Source organism: Bradyrhizobium genosp. P, from assembly GCF_049949265.1.
In the GTDB taxonomy this organism is placed as follows: Bacteria; Pseudomonadota; Alphaproteobacteria; order Rhizobiales; family Xanthobacteraceae; genus Bradyrhizobium.
Genome location: NZ_CP188195.1, coordinates 7,899,332 through 7,918,530, shown reverse-complemented (window position 1 = coordinate 7,918,530; position 19,199 = coordinate 7,899,332). Strand labels below are relative to the sequence as shown.

The window sequence follows — 19,199 nt, the reverse complement described above, 5'->3', positions numbered from 1 at the left end:
AATCGGCCTTGGGGAAATTGGCCGCTCGCTTGAGCGAAGTCGGGTAGTGGGCAATATCGCATGAAGTTCAGCCGCCAAACAACGCTTCGGTCGCAAGCCACCGTGACGGGCGTCGGCGTTCATTCTGGTCTTCCTGTTCATCTCACCTTGGGACCTGCGCCTGTCGATGCGGGTTTTATTTTTATCCGCACCGGCCTCGACGGGGCCGACCGCGAAATTCAGGCCGTCGCCGACGCCGTGATCGCAACCGATTTTGCGACGGTGCTGGGTGATCGCGAAGGGCCGCTGGTTTCCACCGCCGAGCATGTACTGGCCGCGCTGCGCGGCATGGGCGTCGACAACGCCACCATCGAGGTGGACGGTCCCGAAGTTCCGATCATGGATGGCAGCGCTGCGGCTTTCGTCGCAGCGATCGATCAGGCCGGCATCGTCACCCAGCCCGCCGTCCGCCGCTTCATCCAGGTGCTGAAACCGGTGCAGGTCAAGATCGGCGGTTCCGTCGGTGAGCTGCGTCCGTTTGCCGGCGGGTTCCGCGCCGAGGTCGAGATTGACTTCACCAACCCGGTGATCGGCCGCCAGAGCTTCTCCTTCAATATGTCGCCTGAAGCCTTCCGCCGCGATATTTCGCGTGCCCGGACCTTCGGCTGCGTGGGTGATACGGCGCGGCTCTGGAGCGCCGGCTTCGCGCTCGGCGCGTCGTTCGAGAATACGGTGGTGTTCGACGAAACCCGCCTGCTGAACCCCGAAGGGCTGCGTTACGGCAACGAATGCGTCCGCCACAAGGTTCTGGATGTGATTGGCGATCTGGCGCTGGCAGGCTTGCCGCTGCTCGGCAGCTACCGCTCGACGCGCGGCGGTCACAAGCTCAACCATGCGGTGCTGAAGGCGCTGCTCGCCGACCGCAGCGCCTGGCGGGTGGTCGAATCGGAGACCGCACGGCGCCCCGTTCGCGGCCATGTGGAAGCCGGCGCGGGCACGCTGGGCGGCATGATCGCCCCGGCCTACGGCCCGGACGTGTCCTGATCGTCGCGGCCGGCGGCACTCGTTCCAGATTGCGTAGGTGCCGCGGCTGTTAGCAGGTGTGTCCGGCCGCCTTAATCCGGGCGGAATAGCTACGTATTCGGTTGGTCAACGACCATTTTTTCGGCTAAACAGGCCTGAGGTTGCACGACACTGCGCCGATGGCACGGGGAATATTGTATCCATGATCGCGGTTCATGGATGGAGTGGGCTTCGCCGTTAACCGCATCAAAGGCGTCAGGTTTTATATTTCATGTCGGCAAAGCTGATGGCGCTCGAACCACGCAATTCTTTTGACGTCTCCGGCCTGAAGCAGGCCGCGCGCGCGCTGCGTTTCGCGGCGGGCCTGATCGTACTGGCACTGCCTCTGAGCGGCTGCGGCACCGGCGCGCTCTGGGACAAGTTCACGGCCAAGGACGATACCTTCGTCGATGAGCCCGCGGACAAGCTCTACAATGAGGGCTTGTACATGATGAACCAGAAGAAGGATCTGAAGGCCGCCTCGAAGAAGTTCGAGGAAGTGGACCGCCAGCACCCCTATTCGGAGTGGGCGCGCAAGTCGCTGCTGATGTCGGCCTATTCCTACTATCAGGCCGGCGACTACGACAGCTGCATCGGCTCCGCCACCCGCTACGTCACGCTGCATCCCGGCAGCCCGGATGCGGCCTATGCCCAGTACCTGATCGCAGCGTCGCATTACGACCAGATCCCGGACATCTCCCGCGACCAGGGCCGCACCGAGAAGGCAATCGCGGCGCTGGAAGAGGTAGTGCGCAAATATCCGACGTCGGAATACGCCACCACCGCCAAGTCCAAGATCGAAGCCGCGCGCGACCAGCTGGCCGGCAAGGAAATGGCGGTTGGCCGCTACTACATGGAGAAGCGCGACTTCACCGCCGCGATCAATCGCTACAAGACCGTGGTCACGCAGTACCAGACCACGCGCCATGTCGAGGAGGCGCTCTACCGGCTCACCGAGGCCTATATGGCGGTCGGCATCGTCGGCGAGGCGCAGACCGCGGCCGCCGTGCTCGGGCACAATTTTCCCGACAGCCGCTGGTACAAGGACGCCTATAATCTAGTAAAGTCGGGCGGTCTCGAACCGAGCGAGAATCAGGGGTCCTGGATCAGCAAGACCTTCAAGAAGATAGGCCTCGGCTAGGAATTGTCTTCGCATGCTGGCGCGTCTGTCGATCCGTGACATCGTCCTGATCGAACGGCTCGATATCGAATTTTCCCGTGGCCTCGCGGTGCTGACCGGCGAAACCGGCGCGGGTAAATCCATTCTGCTCGATGCCTTTGCGCTGGCGCTTGGCGGCCGCGGCGATGCCGGGCTGGTGCGCCACGGCGCCGAGCAGGGGCAGGTCACCGCGACGTTCGATGTGCCGAAGGGCCACCCGGCAGCCAGCATCCTCGTCCAGAACGGCCTCGACGACACGAATTCCGAACAGGGTTGCGAGATGATCCTGCGCCGTGTGCAGCTCGCCGACGGCCGCACCCGCGCCTTCATCAACGATCAGGCGATCAGCGTTCAGACCCTGAAGGCAGTCGGCGCCGCTCTGGTCGAGATCCACGGCCAGCACGATGACCGCGCACTGGTCGACGCCTCCACCCATCGCCGGCTGCTCGACGCGTTTGCCGGGCTGGAAAAAGATGTCGGGGCGCTGGAAGCGCTGTGGAACTCGCGGCGCGCCGCCTATGCCGCGCTCGATGAGCACCGCGCCGGCATGGAGCGGGCGGCACGCGAGGCGGATTACCTGCGCCATTCATCCGATGAACTGAAAAAGCTGAAACCGAAGGACGGCGAGGAGACCGCGCTGGCCGAACGCCGCACCACGATGATGCAGGGCGAGAAGATCGCCAGCGATCTGCGCGAGGCGCAGGGGGCGGTGGGCGGCCATCATTCGCCGGTCGCGGCCTTGTCGGCAGCGGTGCGCCGGCTTGAGCGCCGTGCGGGAAATATGCCTGGTCTGGTCGAGCCGGCGGTGAAGGCAATCGATGCGGCCATCAATGCGCTGGAAGAGGCCGACCAGCATCTCAACGTCGCGCTGCGGGCGGCCGATTTCGATCCGGCCGAGCTGGAGCGAATCGAAGAGCGGCTGTTTGCGCTGCGCGCCGCCGCGCGCAAATATTCCACCCCCGTCGATGGCCTGGCGGCGCTGGCCGCCAAATACGCCGCCGACGTGGCGCTGATCGATGCTGGTGCCGACCAGTTGAAGAAGCTCGAGGCCGCCGCCGCCGAGGCCGGCCAGCGCTATGGCGCCGCCGCGGCGAAGTTGTCAGCGGCGCGAATCAAATCCGCCGAAAAACTGAACAAGGCCGTCAACGCCGAACTGGCGCCGCTGAAACTCGAGCGCGCCAAGTTCATGACCCAGGTCGAGACCGACGTGAAGTCGCCGGGTCCGGAGGGGATCGACCGCGTCGAGTTCTGGGTGCAGACCAATCCAGGCACCAAGCCGGGGCCGCTGATGAAGGTCGCTTCCGGCGGCGAGCTGTCGCGCTTCCTGCTGGCGCTGAAGGTCGTGCTGGCCGACCGCGGCTCGGCGCCGACCCTGGTGTTCGACGAGATCGACACCGGCGTCGGCGGCGCGGTGGCCGACGCGATCGGCTCCCGGCTGGCGCGTCTCGCCGGCAAGGTGCAGGTGATGGCCGTCACCCACGCGCCGCAGGTCGCTGCCCGCGCCAGCCAGCATTTGCTGATTTCCAAGGATGCCCTCGACAAGGGCAAGCGCGTCGCCACCCGGGTCAACGCGCTGGCCGCCGACCACCGCCGCGAGGAGATCGCCCGCATGCTCGCCGGCGCCGAGATCACGGCGGAGGCACGTGCTGCGGCAGACCGGCTGCTGCGGGCGGCGAGTTAGTTGCTCCCATGGCTACCAAGGCGAAGAAAGCGCTGGTCGACATCGCCAAGCTCACCAAGGCCCAGGCCAAGGTCGAACTGACGCGGCTGGCGCTCGAGATCGAGGGCCACAACGAGCGCTATTACCAGAAGGATGCTCCGACGGTGTCGGATGCGGCCTATGACGCGCTGCGTCAGCGGCTAGAGGCGATCGAGGCCAGGTTTCCAGATCTCGTTGCAAAAGATTCGCCGTCGCAAAAAGTTGGCGCCGCGCCGGCGCGCGGTTTCGCCAAGGTGCAGCATGCTGTTCCCATGCTGTCGCTCGGCAACGCCTTTGCCGACGAGGATGTGACCGAGTTTGTCGATCGTATCAGACGCTTTCTCAAGCTCGACGCCGAGCATATTCCGGCGCTCGTCGCCGAGCCGAAGATCGACGGGCTATCACTGTCACTGCGCTACGAGAACGGCGAATTGGTCCGCGCGGCGACGCGCGGCGATGGCTTTACCGGCGAAGACGTCACCGCCAATGTTCGTACCATCAAGGACATTCCGCACCATTTGAAGGGCCGGAATATTCCGGCGGCCTGCGAACTGCGCGGCGAAGTTTACATGCTCAAGAAGGATTTTCTCGAGCTGAACAAGAAGCAGGCCGAATCCGACGACACGATCTTTGCCAATCCGCGCAATTCGGCGGCGGGATCGTTGCGTCAGAAAGACGTCTCGATCACCGCGTCGCGGCCGCTGAAGTTTTTTGCCTATACCTGGGGCGAGCTCAGCGAGCGGCCTGCCGATACCCAGCACGGCATGCTCGCATGGATGGACAAAGCAGGCTTTACCGTCAATCCGCTGATCACGCTGTGCAAGGATGTCGACGAGGTCCTGGCCTTCTACCGCAAGATCGGCGAAGAGCGCGCCACGCTCGGCTACGACATCGACGGTGTGGTCTACAAGGTGGATCGTCTCGATTGGCAGGATCGTCTCGGGTTCGTGTCGCGCAGCCCGCGCTGGGCGATCGCGCATAAATTCGCGGCCGAGCAGGCGACAACCATTCTCAACGGCATCGACATCCAGGTCGGACGCACCGGGGCGCTGACGCCGGTGGCGCGGCTGGCGCCGGTCACGGTCGGCGGCGTGGTGGTGCAGAACGCGACGCTGCATAACGAGGATTACATCAAGGGTATCGGTAACGACGGCAGCCCGCTCCGCGATGGCATCGATATTCGCGTGGGCGACACCGTCGTCGTACAGCGCGCAGGCGACGTGATTCCACAGATCGTCAGCGTGGTGCTCGACAAGCGGCCGAAGGATGCCAATGGTTACAAGTTCCCGCCTTACAAGTTCCCGGACACCTGTCCCGTCTGCGGCAGCCATGCGGTGCGCGAGGAAGATGAGGTGGTGCGCCGTTGTACCGGTACCTTGATCTGCCCGGCGCAGGCGGTGGAGCGATTGAAGCATTTCGTTTCGCGCCTCGCCTTCGACATCGATGGCCTCGGCGACAAGCAGATCCAGGAGTTCTACGAAGACGATCTCGTGAAGTCGCCGGTCGACATCTTCACGCTGCAGAAGCGCGATGCCCGTTCCGGCAGTCCGCTGATGCAGCGCGAGGGTTACGGCGAAACCTCGGTGCGCAATCTGTTCAGTGCGATCGATGCGCGGCGCACGATCGATTTGCATCGTCTGATCTTTGCGCTGGGCATCCGTCACGTCGGCGAGGGCAATGCCAAGCTTCTCGCGCGGCACTACGGCAGCGTCGAGAATTTCCGTGAAGCGATGCTGGCTGCGGCCAAGGGCAGCAAGGACGAAGAGAATACGACCGAGGCCTATCAGGACCTCAACAATATCGGCGGCATCGGCGAGATCGTCGCCGACGCCGTGGTCGAGTTCTTCGCCGAGCCGCGCAACGTCAAGGCGCTCGGCGAGCTGTTGCGCGAGATCGAGGTGAAGCCGGCCGAACAGCCCCGCAAGAGTTCGCCGGTTTCGGACAAGACCGTGGTGTTTACGGGCTCGCTGACCAAGTTCACCCGCGACGAAGCCAAGGCGGTGGCGGAACGTCTCGGCGCCAAGGTCGCCGGCTCGGTGTCGAAGAAGACGGATTATGTCGTGGCCGGCGAGGACGCCGGCTCCAAGCTCACCAAGGCGCGCGAGCTCGGCGTTGCGGTGCTGACCGAGGACGAGTGGCTGGGATTGATCGGGGAGTGACGCTCGCCTTCGCCCATACTCCATTGTCGTCCTCCGCGAAAGCGGGGGACCCAGTATTCCAGAGGCAGTCGTTGTTGAGCCGATAGGCCGCGGCGTACTGGATCCCCGCATGCGCGGGGATGACGAGGGAGAGTGAGGCGCGAGACACGCCCCTCACATCATCCCTGACTCCTCCTCCGCCTGCTCGATCAGCGCCTCGCTGACCACCACATTGCGCCGTGGCACGATGAAGATCATCGTGCATACGCAGGCGATCGAGATCGCTGATATCGCCGCCGTCAGCGGCAGCGTGGTGGCCGAGTGGCCGCCGAGATAGGCGCCGAACTGCGAGATCAGCGAACCGATCCCCTGCTGCAGGAAACCCATCGCGCCCGATGCGGTGCCGGCGGCCTCGGGGCGGATGCTGATGGCGCCGGCGGCGGAATTGGCCATCACGAAGGCGTTGGCGACCATCACGATCATCTGGGTGCCGAACAGCCAGAGCGGGGCCTGGTTGAACCCCGTAAAGCTCCAGATCAGGTTCAACAGGCTGCCGCCGAGCTGCAGCGCCAGGCCGAACCAGATCAGCCGCTCCAGCGAATGCCGCGGCGCAAAGCGCACACACAGGAGGTTGCCGACAAAATAGCCAAACCCCGTCATCGCGAACCATGCGCCATACTCGGCGCTGCTGCGGCCCATCTGGGTGACCACGATATAGGGGCCGCCGCCGGCGAAAGCGAAGATGATCTGCGAGGCCAACACCTGGCACAGCAGATAGCCGACGAAGGCGCGGCTCTTCAGGAGCTTGCCGAGATCGCCGCGGAAGCTGGAGCTCTCGGTGCGATCGCGGCGGGTTTCAGGCAACGCGAACGCGATGAAGATCGCGATGATCAGCGATGCTGCGGTGATCAGATAGAGGATCGCGCGCCAGCCGAATGCGGTTTCCAGCAGGCCGCCGGTCAGCGGGCTCACCATCTGCGCGATCATCAGCGCGGCGACGACGAGGCTGATCATGGCGCCGACGCGTTCGCGCGGATAGAGGTCGCGGATGATGGCGCGGCTGATCACCATGCCGCTGGCGCCGCCAAGCGCCTGGAAGAAGCGAGCGGCGATGAGCTGCGGCAGGGTCTCGGCGAACACCGAGCCTGTCCCCGCGACCACCATCAGGCTGAGGCCGGCAAGCAGCACCGGGCGGCGGCCGAACTTGTCGGACAGCGGACCCATGATCAGCTGCGACAGGGCGATGCCGACCATGTAGAGCGACACCGTCATCTGCGCGACCCCGATATCGCGGCCGAACGTGGTCGCGAGCACCGGCAGCGCAGGCACCAGCATATAGAGCGAGATTGGTGCCACGCCCGTCATCACGACGAGCATCAGCAGCATGACCTTCGAGGTCGCGATATTGTCCTTGATATTTTTCTGGGCCGCGCCGGGCGGCTTGCCCATCACGCCGTGCATTCAGGTCCGATCCAATGTTGTGAATCGGACTGTAGCGATCTCATTCGCGCGGCATACGCGTGTTTCGGCATGCGGCCATGCGTTTCGGAAGCCGAGGGAGCGCGATGTTCCGCCACGCGCAACAAGCACGCCCCGCGCAACAATAATGACTGTCGTCCCCCGCGAAGGCGGGGGACCCAGTATTCCAGAGGCAGTCGTTGTTGAGCCGATGGGCCGCAGCGTACTGGATCCCCCGCCTGCGCGGGGGATGACACTGAGTGTGTGGATGCTTGTACGTGCCGCTACTTCAGCGCCGCCGTCGCTTCATCGAGCCACAGCCTGGTGGCGTTGTCGTCGAGATGTGGGCGCACCTCGCTGGCGACGCGGGCGTGGTAGTCGTTGAGCCATGCCAACTCGCCTGCGTTCAGCATGCTCGTGTCGATCAGGCGGCGGTCGATCGGCGCCAGTGTCAGCGTCTCGAATGCATTGACCGGCTTCTCGGCGACCGCGATGTCGGCGCCGACAACGAGCTCGAGGTTCTCGATCCGGATGCCGTAGGCGTCGGTCTTGTAGTAGCCGGGCTCGTTGGACAGGATCATGCCGCGCTTCAGCGGCGTGGTGCCGAGCTTTGAAATCCGCGCCGGCCCTTCGTGCACGCTGAGATAGCTGCCGACGCCGTGGCCGGTGCCGTGCTCGAAATCGAGGCCGGCCTGCCAGAGATATTGTCGCGCCAGCGTGTCGAGCTGCGCGCCGGTGGTGCCGTCGGGGAAGATGGCGCGCGCGATCGCCATGTGGCCGCGCAGCACGCGGGTGAAGCGGTCGCGCATCTCGTCGGTCGGCTGGCCGATCGCGATGGTGCGGGTAACGTCGGTGGTGCCGTCCTCATATTGCGCGCCGGAATCGATCAAGAGGAGGTCGCCGGGCTCGATCCGGCGGTTGCTCTTGCGCGTGACGCGGTAATGCACGATGGCGCCGTTCGGTCCAGTACCGGAAATCGTGGGGAACGAGACGTCCTTCAGCGCACCGGTCTGGCGGCGGAACGTCTCCAGCGCCTCGACGGCGTCGATCTCGGTGAGCGCGCCCGAGGGCGCCTCGCGGTCGATCCAGGCGAGGAAGCGCGTCAGCGCCACCGCATCGCGCTGATGCGCCGTGCGTGTGCCCTCGATCTCGGTGAGGTTCTTCACCGCCTTGAGTAGGCTGACCGGGTCATTGCCGCGCACCGGCTTGCCGCCGGCCCCCGAGATCAGGCGGCTCAAGGCGTCAGCCGCGGTCGCGCTGTCGAGCGCGATCGAGGCGCCGCGCCGGGCGAGCTCGGTGAGTTTTGGCGTCAGCGCTGCCGGCTCCTCGACATCGGCGGATTGCTCGAGATGGTTGCGGGTCGCGTTGGAGAGTTTGCGGTGATCGATGAACACCAGCGGCCGGCCCTCCTTCGGCACCAGCGCGTAGGACAGCGGCAGCGGCGTATGCGAGACGTCGGCGCCGCGGATATTGAAGGCCCAGGCCACCGCGTGGCTGTCGGAGAGCACCAGCGCATCGGCGCCGAGCTTGTCGATCTCGAGCCGGATGCGCTCGAGCTTTTCGGCCTCGATCTCGCCGGCGAATTGCGCGCCGTGGACCGTGACCGGGCCGAGCGGCGGCTGGGGCCGTTCGGTCCAGATCGCGTCGACCGGATTGTTGTCGACCGCGACCAGCTCGGCGCCGGCCTTGGCGCAGGCGGCGGCGAGCCGTTCGGCTGCTGCGGAAGTGTGCAGCCATGGGTCGAATCCGAGGCGATCGCCGCTCGCGAGGTGCCGCGTCAGCCAGTGCTCCGGCGGCGGATCGACCAGCGGCTCGACCTCCCAGGCCTTGCGGTCGACCTGCTTGCCGGCCTGCAGGGTGTAGCGGCCGTCGACGAACACGGCGGCTTGCTTGGTCAGCACGATCGCCAGCCCCGCCGATCCGGTGAAGCCCGTCAGCCAGGCCAGCCGCTCCTCGGAGGGCGCGACATACTCGTTCTGCTGCTGGTCGGCCCGCGGGATGACGAATCCCGTCAGCTTGCGCCGGACCAGCTCCTCGCGGAAGGCGCTCAAGCGGGCGGTCAGCGCCACGCCGCTTTCGGGTTCTTCGAATGTCTGGAAATGGGCTTCGAACATCGCTCTCGCACTCTCTTTGGATCGAGCATGATCTTCGCGCAAACGCGGCGTGTTTGTCGCGAGGGAAAAGCCGGTTTCGACTGTGCCGGATCAGGCTCCCGTTCGGGTGGACACGTCCGCAATTCCGCCGGCATGACCACAATTTGGCATAACTTATGCTTGAATCGTGGCATAACCATTAGAAAAGACGGAACGGATTCCACGGCAAGTCGTTCGTCTAGGGGACTGGAGCGCCCAACAGTGTCTCAACTCAATGGCGAGGAGATGCAGCGTGCCTGCTTTCACCTTTGAGAAGATTTCGCCGCCGGCCCGCGGCGGCCCGATCCCGCCCATCGAGCAGAAGCAACGCGGCGTCATCGTCCAGATGCTGGACCGCTTTGTCGAGGCGCGCGTCCGGCGTTCGCTGAAGCAAGACAAGCTCGTGATCGTCCCCGGCGATCCCGCGAGGTCCGAATAATCATCCCTCTGATTACCGCTCCAGGTCGGATGCCTTCACCACGGTCGCATTGACGACCTTGGAGCCTTCCAGTTCCCGCACAATCCGCTCGTCAGGACCGACGACGCCAAGGTCGAACTCCCGGTCGGGCGTGACCAGCGTCATGCGTCGGCCGACGATGACGACGATGGTCATGTCGAGCGGCTCGCCGGACACCGCCCATTCGTGCATCTCGCTGCGGAACGGCTGCTTGCGCCAGGCGTCGGGGAAGCCGGGGTCGCATCGGACCTCGAGGCCGTCTTCCGAGGTGGTCAGGACAAGCTTGGATCGGCTTGGCTTCCAGTGCTCCTCCAGCAGCTCATTGAGGAGCCAGACGCAGCTGAAGGACCGACATTCGGCCGGCCGGCTCGCGTAAATCTGGCACCCGCGGCCCGGCCGGCAATGCGGGCACCAAATGTTGGCAGGCTTTGCCAGTTCCTCGATCGCCATGACCTTGCAGCAGAGCGTGCAGTCGCCGCACTGTCTGCTGGCTGCCGTCATTTTACCGCGCGCAGCAACAGGCTGCTCCAGCCTTCGATCCTGAGGTGCTTGATCGGCACCAGCCCGCGGGCGCGGTAGGCGGCGATGACCGCCGGCGCCTGGTGTGTCAGCAGGCCCGACAGGATGACCCGCGCCGACGCTGCGAGATGTTGCGTCATCGGGCCGGCCAGCTGCCGCAGCGGATTCGCGAGGATGTTGGCGAGCACGAGATCGAATGGTCCGTCCTCGGCAAATTGTGGTGCAGCGAAGCCGGTGGCCTTGATCACATCAACCAGATGCCCGGCTCTGTTGAGCCCGGCATTCTCCTCGGCGACCCGCACCGACGGCGGGTCGATGTCGCTTGCCAGCACCCGGCGATGCAGCGCCCTGGCGGCGGCGATCGCCAGCACGCCGGTCCCGGTGCCGAGATCGAGCACGCGGCGCGGCTGATGGGCCTTCACCACATGGTCGAGCAGCAGCAGGCAGCCGCGCGTGGTGCCGTGGTGGCCGGTGCCGAAGGCGAGCGCCGCCTCGATTTCGATGCCGATCTTGTTCGGCGGAATTCGCGTCCGGTCATGCTGGCCGTGGACGATAAACCGCCCGGCCGGGACCGGGACGAGGTCTTCCAGGGAAGCCTTCACCCAGTCCTTGGCCTCCAGGGTATCGAAGGTCATGGCGGCTGCGACATCCCGCCCTACCGACTTTTGGACGAGATCGCGCAGCAGCGCTTCGTCCGGGGCGTCGGCAAAATGGACGGTGACATCCCAGCGGCCGTCGGGCCGCTCGAAGGCGGCGAAAGCCGCAGAATCGTCAAAAAACGCATCGGAAAGCGCGTCGACCACGCGTTTTCCGGTCGATTCGTCCGCCAGCGTGACGCTGGCGCGATGTGTCGAGGGTGTCATCAGATGCCGGTAGCGCGGTCTTTGCTAAAATTTCAACTTAGATTTCGTTCGATTATCGCGAAAATTGACGTGTGGTCTGTAAAAACAACCTTAGATTTTGCCGTAGTATTACTGGTTCCGGAACCGGAACTTTTCCCCGTTCCAAAAGGCATCACCAAGCTGAGGGCAGGACAACAATGAAGGCTTTTATCGTTAAGTTCTTGAAGAATGAATCCGGCGCCACCGCCATCGAATACGGCCTGATCGCAACCGGCATCGCCATCGCCATCATCGCCGCGGTGAACGGCGTCGGCACGGCGCTGAGCACCACTTTTACGTCGATCAGCACCTCGCTGAAATAATCGAACCACCCCACGGCGTTCTCAAACACCGGGCGACCTGTCGCCCGGTGTTTTCTTTTGCCGGTCGCAAGCCGGGGCGCCTGGTTAGTCGCTCAGATCGACGATCTGGCAGATTCAAGACGTCGGCGGCTTCGGTGATCGGCGCTTTTCGACCGGCGGTGGCTGCGGAGGCCTGATCGGTTGCAGCGTGACAATGACCGGATTTGGCTTGTGGTCCAGTGCTGCACCGGTGGCTGCATCGACGCCCATGCCCACGACCCCGCCAAGAAGCAGGTTGCCGGCAAATCCTGCCCCGCCACCCCCGCTGATATCCTTGGTCAACGGTATGACCTGCGTGTCGAAGCCTTCCTTGCTCACCGTCACGACGATGTCGGCATTGCGCTTTGCCTGGATAACACAGGGCGTGACACAAGCGGTCGGGATCTCCAGGCCGGCAATATCGGCCTGTGCACCGGAAGGTGTCGAAGCTATCGAAATATTCTCTGTGGTCCCGCGCGTTACGGACGCGCAACCGCCTAGCGCGGCGCAAAGCGCCGCGACAATTACCGATCGCATAAAATGATTTCCCCCTACCCGCGACCACCTTGTCGCAACCTACGCGGGGGATCAATCAATCTTTAGCCTAATCGGATAGGGGGCAGCACCCATTTTGTGCCGCTTGGCGCGATGAGCGTCTGTCGGCTGAAGTGTCTCGGCCGGCATGCGAGGCACCCGCTGTCCACAGGATGTCCCGCACTTATCAACAGGACATTAGGAGTTTACCGGGTGTCCGTCCGGTAGTGTCTCAGTTTGAAATTTCGGGCCATGAAGCCGCAAAAATCACAAGCGCCATATCCATTGATGCTAGTCGAGTGGGAGGACAGCGCGCGTCCAATACCAGCTTGGCAGTGGATTGATGATTGTGGCGGGGTTGTTGGCTAGCACTCCATAGCCAATCCACAGTGGTTTCCTCCACTCCTCCGCAGGGCAATCGGACATGGCGACGGCCACGTCCATGGGCCGGCCATGACGACGTCGAACGTTAGCTGGTGGAGTCCTCAAGCGCCATGCGCGATAGCCGGGGGGCGATGGGGCGCCTGCGCGATTTCGGAATAATGGAATAATGCCGCTGATTTGCCCGACGTGTCAATCGTCGTGTCAAACGCCGGCAGCCGCCGGCTACTTTGCATGGGGTTGTTTTCGGTATTTTTGGCAGTGCGCCCTGCGACGGCAGGCTGGCACATATGGCTATCAGCCCACGTTCCATAGCTCGCCCGGCTTTGTCCCGGCCATGACGACGTGGACACGTCAGTTGCAGAAGCCATGAGTGCCATATGCGATATCCCTTTCACTCCTCCCGGACAGTCCAGGACCTATGCAGGGCCAATCCACCGCTTCTCCACAAGCTGTCCACAGGTTCGGTGGGCGACGGCCACCTCCCTGGCGCCTGCCTTACGAGAACAGCGCCCGATGGTCCCCCAGGATTACCCGCGCGGCGTTGTGGCCGGGGGCGCCGGTGACGCCGCCGCCGGGGTGGGCGCCGGAGCCGCAATGATAGAGGCCGCGCAGCGGTCCGCGGTAGTCAGCATGGCCGAGCATCGGGCGCGCGGAGAACAATTGGTTCAGCGTCAGCGCGCCGTGGAAGATGTCGCCGCCGAGCAGGCCGAACTGCCGCTCGAGGTCGAGCGGCGACAGGATCTGCCGGCCGACCACGCTGCCGGCGAAGCCGGGCGCGTATCGATCGACGGTCGCGATCATGAGGTCGGCGACCTCCTCGCGATGGTCGTCCCACGACTTGCCGTCGGGCAATTGGGGCGCGACATGCTGGCAGAACAGGCTCGCGACGTGCTGGCCCGGCGGGCTCAGGCTGTCGTCGAGCGTCGAGGGGATCAGCACCTCGACGACGGGCGCGCGGCTCCAGCCGAAATCATGCGCATCGCGCCAGGCGCGATCCATGTAGCCGAGGCTGGGCGCGATGATGATGCCGGCGGTGAGATGATCGCCGGGGCCGGGCAGTGCGGTGAACGAGGGCAGGGCATCAAGCGCGACGTTCATCCTGAACGTGCCGGAGCCGTTGCGCCAGCGCGAGATGCGGGCGAGGAATTCGCTCGCCAGCGCGCCCTCCGGCACCAGCCGCGTGTAGAGCAATTTCGGGTTGACGTTGGAGACGACATATTTGGCGCGGATGGTCTCGCCATTGTCGAGGATGACGCCGCAGGCGCGATCCTTCTCGACGATCACCTCGCGCACGCCGGCGTCGGTCGCGATCTCGGCGCCATGGCCGCGCGCGGCGCGCGCCATCGCCTGCGTGATCGCGCCCATGCCGCCGATGGCGTGACCCCAGACGCCCTTCTTGCCGTTCACCTCGCCGAAGGCGTGATGCAGCATCACATAGGCCGAGCCGGCCGCGTAGGGGCTGGCGTAATTGCCGACGATGGCGTCGAAGCCGAACAGCGCCTTGACCAGATCGCTCTCGAAACGTTCGTCGAGCATCTCGCCGGCCGAGCGCGTGAACAGATCGAGCAGGCTGCGCTGCTGCTCCAGCGATAGCCGCCGCAGCATGTTGGCGCTGCCGAGCGCGTTGAAAGCTTCGGTCACGGCACCGATGCCAAATCCCTCGACGACATTCGGCGGCGCGCGGAGCACGAACTGGCGCAGCACGTCGGCGATCGCCTCGAGCTCCCGCGAGAACGCGTCGATTTCGACGGCGTCACGCTGGCTCAATCTCGCAACCGACTCTCTGGTGCGGCCTTCGCCAGTGAGCAGATAGCTGCCGTCGGGAGCGGGCACGAAGTTTTGGGCGCGGCGCTCGACAATCCCAAGGCCGTGATCGGCAAGTTTCAGGTCAGCAATAATCTGCGGGTTGAGCAAACTCACCGTGTAGGCCGCGACCGAATTGCGGAAGCCCGGAACGAACTCCTCCGTGACGGCGGCGCCGCCGACCACCTTGCGCCGCTCCACGACCCGGACCCGCAAGCCCGCCATCGCGAGATAGGCCGCGCAGGTGAGGCCGTTGTGCCCCGCGCCGATGATGACGACATCAGTTTCGTTCATGTCCGCTTCAAGAAGGAGTGATCAGAGCATGATCCGGAAAAGTGGAGACCGGTTTTCCGAAAAGATCATGCTCAAAACAATAGATCTACCTTGCTGTCGCGCCTGAACCGCGCTGCGTCAAGTCCGCGTTATCGGCGTTTCTTGCCCGTGCTGATGCCATATGCTCAAATCAAGCTGTCGGGCGCGCTGCCGCCGGACCATCCGCTTCCGGCGCCCGCCGGGTTCATGCCGGAGCTTCCATGAAGTCTGAACCGTCCGCCTCGCGAAACCGGCTGGTGCTGGTTGTCTACACCGCCGCGATCTTCGTCAGCGCGCTCTTGCTGTTCTCGGTGCAGCCGCTGTTCACCAAGATGGTGCTGCCGCGGCTCGGCGGCTCGCCGGCGGTGTGGTCGGTCGCGATGGTGTTCTTCCAGTCGCTGCTGCTCGGCGGCTATGCCTATGCGCATCTGCTGATGAAGCTGAAAAACCGCGTGCTTCCGGTCGCGGTGCATCTGGTGCTGCTGGTCGTCGCACTGCTGACGCTGCCGCTGGCGATCCGCAGCGGTTGGGGCGAGCCGCCGACCTCCGGCTACGCATTCTGGCTGCTCGGCCTATTCGTGGTCTCGATCGGCCTGCCGTTCTTCGCGCTCGCCGCCAACAATCCGCTGTTGCAGGCCTGGTTCGTGCGCACCGGCCATCCCAACGGGCCCGATCCGTATTTCCTCTATGCGTCGTCGAACATCGGCAGCTTCCTGGCGCTGTTATCCTATCCGGTGCTGCTGGAACCGATGTTCACCCTGCGCACCCAGAATTTGATCTGGACCGGCGGCTATGGCGTCCTGATCGTTCTGATCGCGGGCTGCGGCGCGCTGCTGCTGAGCTCGCCCGCCGATGCTGGGGCGCTCAATCTTGGGGTTGATGATGCGAATGCACCCGCACCATCCTGGATGCTGCGCGCGCGCTGGATCTTCCTGGCGGCGGTGCCGTCCGGCCTGCTGATCGCGGTCACCGCGCATATCTCGACCGACGTTGCCGCCGCACCCCTGCTCTGGGTGCTGCCGCTGTCGCTGTATCTGTTGACATGGGTGCTGGTGTTCCAGTCGCATCCGCTGCTGCCGCACAAATGGATGCTGCTGGCGCAGCCGCTGGCGATTGCCGGTGTCGTCATCCTGCTCGCGATCGGCGGCGAACAGAATCTGCTGCTGACGCTCGGCGGCCATTTGCTTTGCTTCTTCATCATCGCGATGGCCTGCCATGGCGAACTGGCCCGCACGCGACCGGCCGCGAAATATCTCACTGGCTTCTACGTTGCGCTGTCGTTCGGCGGCATGGTCGGCGGCCTGTTCGCAGGGCTGATCGCGCCGTTCACCTTCTCATGGATCGCCGAATATCCGATCCTGCTGGCGCTGGCCGCATTGTGCCGTCCGCCCGGCGGCGCCGAGCGGCTGCCGCGCTGGAGCGCCTGGTACTGGCCGTTCCTCGCGGTGCTCGCGGTCGCTCTGATCGCGCCATCATATTCGGCTGGCCAAATCTTCAATCAAGTCTTCGATGGAGTCTTCAGCCGGCTCGACGACTGGCGGATCTGGGTGATCGGCGCGGTCGGCGTGCTGTCGGCGCTGCTGGCGCTCGCGCTGAATGCCACGCGCTGGAAGATCTTCGCCACCGTTGCCGTCGCGCTGGTGCTGCTGCGCATCTACCCCTCCGACCACGGCCGTGTCGAAACGGTCCGCAGTTTCTTCGGCGTCCACAAGATCGTGGTGACGCCGAACGGGCAGTATCACGTGCTGATGCACGGCACCACGATCCATGGCGCCGAGAAATTCAAGAACGATGATGGCACGCCGGTGACCGGCCGGCCGGAGCCGATCAGCTACTATCACAAGGACGGCGGCATCGGGCAGGCGATCACGGCAATCCGCGAGCGCAAGGGCGCGCCGCTGAAAGTGGCCGTCATCGGGCTCGGCTCGGGCACATTGGCCTGTGCGTCACAGCCCGGCGAAGACTGGAAATTCTTCGAGATCGACCAGTCGATGGTCGATACGGCGCGCGACCCCAAATATTTCACCTACATCCAGAACTGCGAGCCGAACCTGAAGCCCGTGATCGGCGACGCGCGGCTGACCTTCGCCAGGGAGCCCGACGGCGTCTACGATCTTATCATCGTCGATGCCTATTCGTCGGACGCGATCCCGATCCACCTTGCGACCGAGGAGGCGATGGCGATCTACAAGCAGAAGCTGGCGCCGCAGGGCGCGGTCGTGATGCACGTCTCCAACCGGCATCTCGAGCTCGCCAGCGTGATCATCGGCATCGCCGACGCCAACGAGATGAAGAGCTGGGTCTACAGCGAGGATTCCAATCGCGACGACGAATATATCTTCGCGACCTCGGTCGTGGTTTCCGCGCGCGAGGAGGCCGATGTCGGCAATCTCGCATCGTCGGACGTCTGGGCAGAGACCGAGCCCACCGAGGGCCAGCGGGTCTGGACCGACGACTATTCGAACGTGCTCGGCGCGGTGTACCGCCGCCTGCGCGACGGCGAGCAGTAACTCCGACGGCCCGTTACTTGTTATCGACAGCCGCTGGCTTGTCCGGACCTGGCGCCGCCGCGGTGAGCAGCGGCATCGTCGGCGGGCCCTCATCCTCGTCGAGGAATTGCTCCACCGTCGCCTGGATCGACGACTTGACGCTGTCAGGGCCGCGATCGCTGAGTTGGTTGTGCTGAAACTCGGTTCTGACCACCTTGACGCCGGCCTTGGCGCAGATCTCGTCGTCAGGCACGACACCCGGATCCGCCTTGAACACCGGATCCTTCGAGCGGAACGAGAGGATCTTGACCTTGCCGTCGGTGATGATGGGCACGCGCAGATTGTCCAGCGTGACGACCTTCTTGACCAGGTCGGGATGCTGCTTGGCGAAGAACATCGAAATGTCGCCGCCGTTGGAGTGGCCGATCATCGTCAGGCTGTGATAATTCGCATTCGGATAGAGCTTCTTGATCTCGTCGATCGCAGCCATGATGTTGAAGGCGCCGCGATTATATTGCATGCGGCGGCCGGCATATTCCTCGCCGGCCTTGGTCACCATTGGAGCATCGCTGTCGAGATCATGCTGAATGCTGACCACGAGGTAGCCGCGCGAGGCGAAGATGTTGGTGAGGAAGGAATACTCGGTGAATTTGACGGTGTTGCCGTGGCTCAGGATCGCGACCGGCAGCTCGATCATCTCGGCCAAGGCCTGCATTTCCTTGTCGCGGCGCACGGCGACGTCGACGGTGACGTCGCGATCCTCACGCAGCACGTCATGAAATGTCAGCGTCGTGTGGCGGATCGCCCATCGGTCCGCCGAGAAGTAGGCCGCGATCGCGGCGGTGCACAGGCAAAGGACAACGATGCCCCGTTTCATGGTGACCTCTTGTTGCGGTGCGTGGACGCGCTCTGTCTCTGATTCAACAGGCACTCCGCATCACATGGCCTCCGAAAGGCTAGCGGGCGCTATCACTGCCGATTAAAGGGCTATTTTTACAATCCGATGACAGCGCGGCCACCGGCCACGGCTTGCGGACGCCGCAGCGGGTTTGAAGGGTCACAAGCGGGTGAACGGGAGCCAAAAATGGTCATAATGCGGGGGAAGCAACACATGGCCGGGACATGATCCCGGGACATGATCAAATGGCAGGATGGCGTGTTCTGATCGCGATGGTGGCGGCAATGACGCTCGAACATTCGGCCGCAGCGGAGGACGTTCTGCCCGGAAAGAGCCTCTATCAGGACGTGGCACGCTATGCCTCATTCGGCCTGCATCGGTTCGGCTCGCCGGGCGACCGCGCCACCACCGACTGGATTGCTGGCGAACTAAAGGCCGCAGGTTTTCGCGTCGAGTTCCAGCCGGTCGTGTTGGTGGCGCGGCAATTTCATCTTCGTTGCAACCGTCGGCCACGAGATCGGCCATGGCGGGATGGAGCTGTTCCTGAAGTATGGCGCCCCGCCGCCGAAGGAGACGCTCGCCTGGGTGCATTTCGGCTCCTCGAATGCATGCAACGGCTTCACCGAGGCCGCGCAGGGGAGTGCCCGTACCGATCGGGTCGACAGCGAACGTGCGCTGGTGCTGAGCCCGTCCGCCGTTGCGCTCGCCGGCGAAACATTGGCCGGGATCGACGCAAAGCGAATGGTCGCGGAGAAGCAGGCGATCGGAGAGTTGCGCGACGTGCATGCTGCGGGCTACCCGAACTTCCTCGGGCTCGCCGGCCGGCATCACAGCTTTCATACGCCGGCCGATGATCTCGATGCCACCGGGCCAGAAATACTCGAGCCGGTCGCCCGTGCCTTCGTCGACGCTGTCCATAAGATATCCGAACGCGGCGAGCGTGCGTTCAGATAA

General features: G+C 64.3%; 15 protein-coding genes. 8 read left to right on the top strand and 7 right to left on the bottom strand.

Features of this window, described 5'->3' with window-relative positions; all coding sequences use genetic code 11:
- The first annotated feature begins 60 nt into the window (after positions 1-60).
- The 4 genes from lpxC (at position 61) to ligA (ending at position 6,058) form a co-directional block, all read left to right on the top strand.
- Positions 61-1,023, top strand: a complete 963-nt coding sequence (gene lpxC / locus ACP2YO_RS38055; protein WP_426436192.1) for a UDP-3-O-acyl-N-acetylglucosamine deacetylase — start codon at positions 61-63, stop codon at positions 1,021-1,023.
- A gap of 250 nt (positions 1,024-1,273) precedes the next feature.
- A complete protein-coding gene (locus ACP2YO_RS38050) occupies positions 1,274-2,182 on the top strand; it encodes an outer membrane protein assembly factor BamD (protein WP_426436191.1) in 909 nt (302 codons plus the stop codon).
- Between the two features lie 13 nt (positions 2,183-2,195).
- Complete coding sequence (recN, locus tag ACP2YO_RS38045; protein ID WP_426436190.1) at positions 2,196-3,881, top strand: DNA repair protein RecN; 1,686 nt, start codon at positions 2,196-2,198, stop codon at positions 3,879-3,881.
- A gap of 8 nt (positions 3,882-3,889) precedes the next feature.
- A complete protein-coding gene (gene ligA / locus ACP2YO_RS38040; RefSeq protein WP_426436189.1) occupies positions 3,890-6,058 on the top strand; it encodes an NAD-dependent DNA ligase LigA in 2,169 nt (722 codons plus the stop codon).
- Positions 6,059-6,211: 153 nt separating this feature from the next.
- Here ligA and ACP2YO_RS38035 read toward each other — a convergent pair whose 3' ends face one another.
- Positions 6,212-7,498, bottom strand: coding sequence for a multidrug effflux MFS transporter (locus ACP2YO_RS38035; protein WP_426436188.1), 1,287 nt, complete (start codon positions 7,496-7,498; stop codon positions 6,212-6,214).
- Between the two features lie 281 nt (positions 7,499-7,779).
- Positions 7,780-9,609, bottom strand: coding sequence for an aminopeptidase P family protein (locus tag ACP2YO_RS38030; RefSeq protein ID WP_426436187.1), 1,830 nt, complete (start codon positions 9,607-9,609; stop codon positions 7,780-7,782).
- A 271-nt stretch (positions 9,610-9,880) separates the two neighbouring features.
- Between ACP2YO_RS38030 and ACP2YO_RS38025 the strand changes: the two genes are divergently transcribed.
- On the top strand, positions 9,881-10,066 hold the full coding sequence (locus ACP2YO_RS38025; RefSeq protein WP_426436186.1) for a hypothetical protein: 186 nt from the start codon (positions 9,881-9,883) through the stop codon (positions 10,064-10,066).
- A gap of 12 nt (positions 10,067-10,078) precedes the next feature.
- Here the strand turns inward: ACP2YO_RS38025 and ACP2YO_RS38020 are convergent, their stop codons facing one another.
- Together ACP2YO_RS38020 and ACP2YO_RS38015 are read right to left on the bottom strand one after the other, a co-directional pair.
- Positions 10,079-10,585, bottom strand: a complete 507-nt coding sequence (locus ACP2YO_RS38020; protein ID WP_426436185.1) for a hypothetical protein — start codon at positions 10,583-10,585, stop codon at positions 10,079-10,081.
- A complete protein-coding gene (locus ACP2YO_RS38015; protein WP_426436184.1) occupies positions 10,582-11,466 on the bottom strand; it encodes a 50S ribosomal protein L11 methyltransferase in 885 nt (294 codons plus the stop codon). The genes ACP2YO_RS38020 and ACP2YO_RS38015 overlap by 4 nt, the downstream gene beginning before the upstream one ends.
- A gap of 176 nt (positions 11,467-11,642) precedes the next feature.
- Here ACP2YO_RS38015 and ACP2YO_RS38010 point away from each other — a divergent pair, with 176 nt between their 5' ends.
- Positions 11,643-11,807 carry a Flp family type IVb pilin gene (locus ACP2YO_RS38010; RefSeq protein WP_426436183.1) on the top strand — a complete coding sequence of 55 codons (165 nt, stop codon included), beginning with the start codon at positions 11,643-11,645 and terminating at the stop codon, positions 11,805-11,807.
- Between the two features lie 114 nt (positions 11,808-11,921).
- Here the strand turns inward: ACP2YO_RS38010 and ACP2YO_RS38005 are convergent, their stop codons facing one another.
- Positions 11,922-12,362, bottom strand: a complete 441-nt coding sequence (locus ACP2YO_RS38005; protein WP_426436182.1) for a translation initiation factor 2 — start codon at positions 12,360-12,362, stop codon at positions 11,922-11,924.
- A gap of 876 nt (positions 12,363-13,238) precedes the next feature.
- The gene (locus tag ACP2YO_RS38000; protein WP_426436181.1) at positions 13,239-14,840 is read right to left on the bottom strand and encodes a phytoene desaturase family protein; all 1,602 of its coding nucleotides are present in this window, start codon (positions 14,838-14,840) and stop codon (positions 13,239-13,241) included.
- Positions 14,841-15,079: 239 nt separating this feature from the next.
- On the opposite strand from ACP2YO_RS38000, the gene ACP2YO_RS37995 reads away from it, so the two are divergent.
- Entirely contained in the window at positions 15,080-17,368 is a 2,289-nt protein-coding gene (locus tag ACP2YO_RS37995) for a spermidine synthase (protein ID WP_426436180.1), read from the top strand.
- 13 nt (positions 17,369-17,381) lie between these two features.
- Here the strand turns inward: ACP2YO_RS37995 and ACP2YO_RS37990 are convergent, their stop codons facing one another.
- On the bottom strand, positions 17,382-18,224 hold the full coding sequence (locus ACP2YO_RS37990) for an alpha/beta fold hydrolase (RefSeq protein ID WP_426436179.1): 843 nt from the start codon (positions 18,222-18,224) through the stop codon (positions 17,382-17,384).
- Positions 18,225-18,776: 552 nt separating this feature from the next.
- Here ACP2YO_RS37990 and ACP2YO_RS37985 point away from each other — a divergent pair.
- Positions 18,777-19,199: a hypothetical protein gene (locus ACP2YO_RS37985; RefSeq protein WP_426436178.1), complete on the top strand. Its 423-nt coding sequence runs from the start codon at positions 18,777-18,779 to the stop codon at positions 19,197-19,199.